Annotated in this window: 4 protein-coding genes and 3 tRNA genes; all 7 read left to right on the top strand. The window is 57.1% G+C overall.

Going from position 1 to position 2,929, the window contains the following annotated elements; translation table 11 throughout:
* Window positions 1-188 precede the first annotated feature (188 nt).
* Window positions 189-1,148: a bifunctional biotin--[acetyl-CoA-carboxylase] ligase/biotin operon repressor BirA gene (gene birA / locus SB765_RS27880; protein WP_016497738.1), complete on the top strand. Its 960-nt coding sequence runs from the start codon at window positions 189-191 to the stop codon at window positions 1,146-1,148.
* Window positions 1,138-1,887, top strand: coding sequence for a pantothenate kinase (locus SB765_RS27875; RefSeq protein WP_341797420.1), 750 nt, complete (start codon window positions 1,138-1,140; stop codon window positions 1,885-1,887). Before birA ends, SB765_RS27875 begins: the two co-directional genes overlap by 11 nt.
* 7 nt (window positions 1,888-1,894) lie before the next feature.
* Window positions 1,895-2,320 (top strand): hypothetical protein, encoded by a 426-nt coding sequence (locus SB765_RS27870; protein ID WP_410932263.1) that lies wholly within the window; start codon window positions 1,895-1,897, stop codon window positions 2,318-2,320.
* A gap of 152 nt (window positions 2,321-2,472) precedes the next feature.
* Window positions 2,473-2,556 (top strand) — tRNA-Tyr (locus SB765_RS27865).
* Between the two features lie 24 nt (window positions 2,557-2,580).
* Window positions 2,581-2,654, top strand: a tRNA-Gly gene (locus tag SB765_RS27860).
* Window positions 2,655-2,683: 29 nt separating this feature from the next.
* Window positions 2,684-2,759 (top strand) — tRNA-Thr (locus SB765_RS27855).
* A 78-nt stretch (window positions 2,760-2,837) separates the two neighbouring features.
* The coding region (locus SB765_RS27850; protein WP_133295916.1) for a GTP-binding protein at window positions 2,838-2,929 on the top strand (92 nt) is incomplete at its 3' end.

The following is a 2,929-nucleotide window of genomic DNA, read 5'->3' as shown; positions in this document are numbered from 1 at the left end:
CTGTAGGAGCAGCCTTGTGCTGCGAAGAGGCCGGTAAGGCTAAAGATTATCTTCGGCTGCAATGGCCTCTTCGCAGCACAAGGCTGCTCCTGCAGAGCAGGGTGCAACGCCAGGTATGCGGGCCCTTTTCCTATGCAAGCCAACAGCCCATGGCTATCATGCGTGCCTTATTCCAAGTCGAGACTGGCATGCTGAAGTTGTTGAATCTCCTCAAGGATGGCCGGTTCCATTCCGGAGAAGCTCTGGGGGCAGCCCTCGGGGTGAGTCGCAGCGCCGTTTGGAAGCAGCTGCAGCACCTGGAGAGCGAGCTGAACCTCACCATTCACAAAGTTCGTGGGCGCGGCTATCAGCTAGCGGCACCACTAGCTTTGCTCGAAGCGCAGGCAATCGCCAGGTTTGCCGAAGGCGAGCAGTGGCCGGTTTTCATTCACGAAATCATCGACTCGACCAACGCCGAAGGCTTGAGGCTTGCCAATCAAGGGCAGGTAGCGCCATTTCTCGTCCTGGCCGAGCGGCAAAGCGCCGGCCGCGGCCGACGTGGCCGGCAATGGGTCAGCCCATTTGCCGAAAACCTCTATTACAGCCTTGTCTTGCGTGTGGATGGCGGCATGCGCCAGCTCGAAGGCTTGAGCCTGGTGGTAGGCGTTGCAGTAATGCGCACGCTGCAGGCGTTCGGGGTAAAAGATGTAGGGCTCAAATGGCCCAATGACGTGTTGGTTCGCGGGCAGAAGATCACTGGCATTCTCCTGGAGCTAGTGGGTGACCCGGCCGATGTCTGTCATGTGGTACTGGGTATCGGTATCAATGTGAACATGCAGGTCAATGACCAGGTCGACCAGGAGTGGACCTCGATGCGGCGTGAGGTGGGCGCGGCTATAGACCGTAACCACTTGGTGGCTTCGCTCAATCAGCAAATGCAGCACGAATTGGCACGCCATCGTCGCTACGGGTTTGCCGCATTCCAGGAGGAGTGGGAACAGGCGCACCTTTGGCAGGGGCGCAATGTTTCACTGGTTGCCGGTAATACGCGCATCGATGGCGTGGTTCTTGGCGTCGACGGGCAGGGCGGCTTGCGCCTTGAGGTGGACGGAGTTGAAAAGAGCTTCAGTGGTGGTGAGCTCAGTTTGAGGTTGCGTGATGATTCTTGAGCTCGATTGCGGTAACAGCTTCATCAAGTGGCGCGTGATTCATACCGCTGATGCAGTGATTGAAGGTGGCGGGATCGTCGATTCAGATCAAGCGCTGCTGGCCGAAGTGGCTGCGCTGGCTTCGGTGCGTCTGACAGGTTGCCGCATTGTCAGTGTGCGCAGCGAGGAAGAAACCGATGCGCTTTGTGCGTTGATTGCCCAGGCATTTGCCGTGCAGGCGCATGTTGCGCTTCCGGCACAGAGCATGGCCGGTGTGCGCAACGGTTATGACGACTATCAGCGATTGGGCATGGACCGTTGGCTCGCTGCGCTGGGTGCATTTCACCTGGCCAAGGGCGCATGCCTGGTGATCGACCTCGGTACCGCCGCCAAAGCAGACTTTGTGGCTGCAGACGGCGAGCACCTGGGTGGTTACATCTGTCCGGGCATGCCACTGATGCGCAGTCAGTTGCGTACCCATACCCGGCGCATTCGCTATGACGATGCCTCCGCCGAGCGCGCATTGACCAGCCTGTCGCCGGGCCGCTCTACAGTCGAAGCGGTCGAGCGTGGTTGCGTCTTGATGCTCCAGGGCTTTGCGCGTACCCAGCTTGAGCAGGCGCGCTCGCTGTGGGGTGAAGAATTCGCGGTGTTCCTCACTGGGGGTGATGCGCCGCTGGTGAGAGAGGCCGTGCCGCAGGCGCGTGTCGTCCCTGACCTGGTTTTCGTTGGCCTGGCCATGGCCTGCCCATTGGATTGAGGTGCCTATGCGTTGGTTGTTTCTGTTGTTACTGGTGCTCAACGTCTTCTATTACGTGTGGCATCAACAGGAAGCACCGCTGAAGGTCAAGGAAGTCGCCCCGCTGTCTCTGTACAAGGGGAATCAGCAGGAAATCCGTCTGTTGCGTGAAACGGGTGTGTCGGCACCGCCCAGGCGCCGTGACGAATGCCTGGTATTGGGGGGGGTGACAGGACAGGAGCAGCTGGATGCACTGCGTCAGCGTTTGCTGAGCCTGGATATTGCCACCTTGCCGGTGGTGGGGCAGCTGCCTGGAGCCGATGGTCGCTGGCTCAAGGTTGCCCCGGAAAGTGAGCGTTTACTGGACCAGACGGTCCTTTCGGCTCTTTCCAATGATTTCAAAGACTTAAAACATAAAATTATTTTCTGCCAGGGTATTGCAACTGGTGAATAGCTTGATAGAATGGCGCCCGCTTCACAGGGAACACCACTCAGGTGGTAGAACTGGAAGCGGTGTCAAAGTAGCTAAGTTTCAGATTTGATTGAAAAAATTTGAAAAAACGCTTGACACTAGGACGGCAGACGCATAGAATGCCGGCCACATCTGGAGGGATTCCCGAGCGGTCAAAGGGGACGGACTGTAAATCCGTTGCGAGAGCTTCGAAGGTTCGAATCCTTCTCCCTCCACCAGTTTTAGCGAGAGCCGCAAGCTCCGCGGGTATAGTTTAGTGGTAGAACCTCAGCCTTCCAAGCTGATGATGCGGGTTCGATTCCCGCTACCCGCTCCAAGTTTGCAGGGTTTTGCACAAAGTGTTTCGCTCTTGTAGCTCAGTTGGTAGAGCACACCCTTGGTAAGGGTGAGGTCAGCGGTTCAAGTCCGCTCAAGAGCTCCATATAAACAAGGCAGATATGAAAATATCTGCCTTTGTTTTATCAGCGCAAGACTATTTCTTCTGCGGAGGATTGTATCGATGGCTAAGGAAAAGTTTGATCGTTCCCTTCCCCACGTTAACGTCGGCACTATCGGCCACGTTGACCACGGTAAGACCACTCTGACCGCAGC

Source organism: Pseudomonas sp. SIMBA_067 (assembly GCF_046534675.1).
Lineage (GTDB): Bacteria > Pseudomonadota > Gammaproteobacteria > Pseudomonadales > Pseudomonadaceae > Aquipseudomonas > Aquipseudomonas putida.
The sequence above is the reverse complement of the archived record's forward strand: the minus strand, read 5'-3'. Positions and strand labels throughout refer to the sequence as shown.

Coding starts and splice junctions, on each gene's coding strand:
- birA (WP_016497738.1), top strand. CDS start 189: ATGCTGAAGTTGTTGAATCTCCTCAAGGATGGCCGGTTCCATTCCGGA.
- SB765_RS27875 (WP_341797420.1), top strand. CDS start 1,138: ATGATTCTTGAGCTCGATTGCGGTAACAGCTTCATCAAGTGGCGCGTG.
- SB765_RS27870 (WP_410932263.1), top strand. CDS start 1,895: ATGCGTTGGTTGTTTCTGTTGTTACTGGTGCTCAACGTCTTCTATTAC.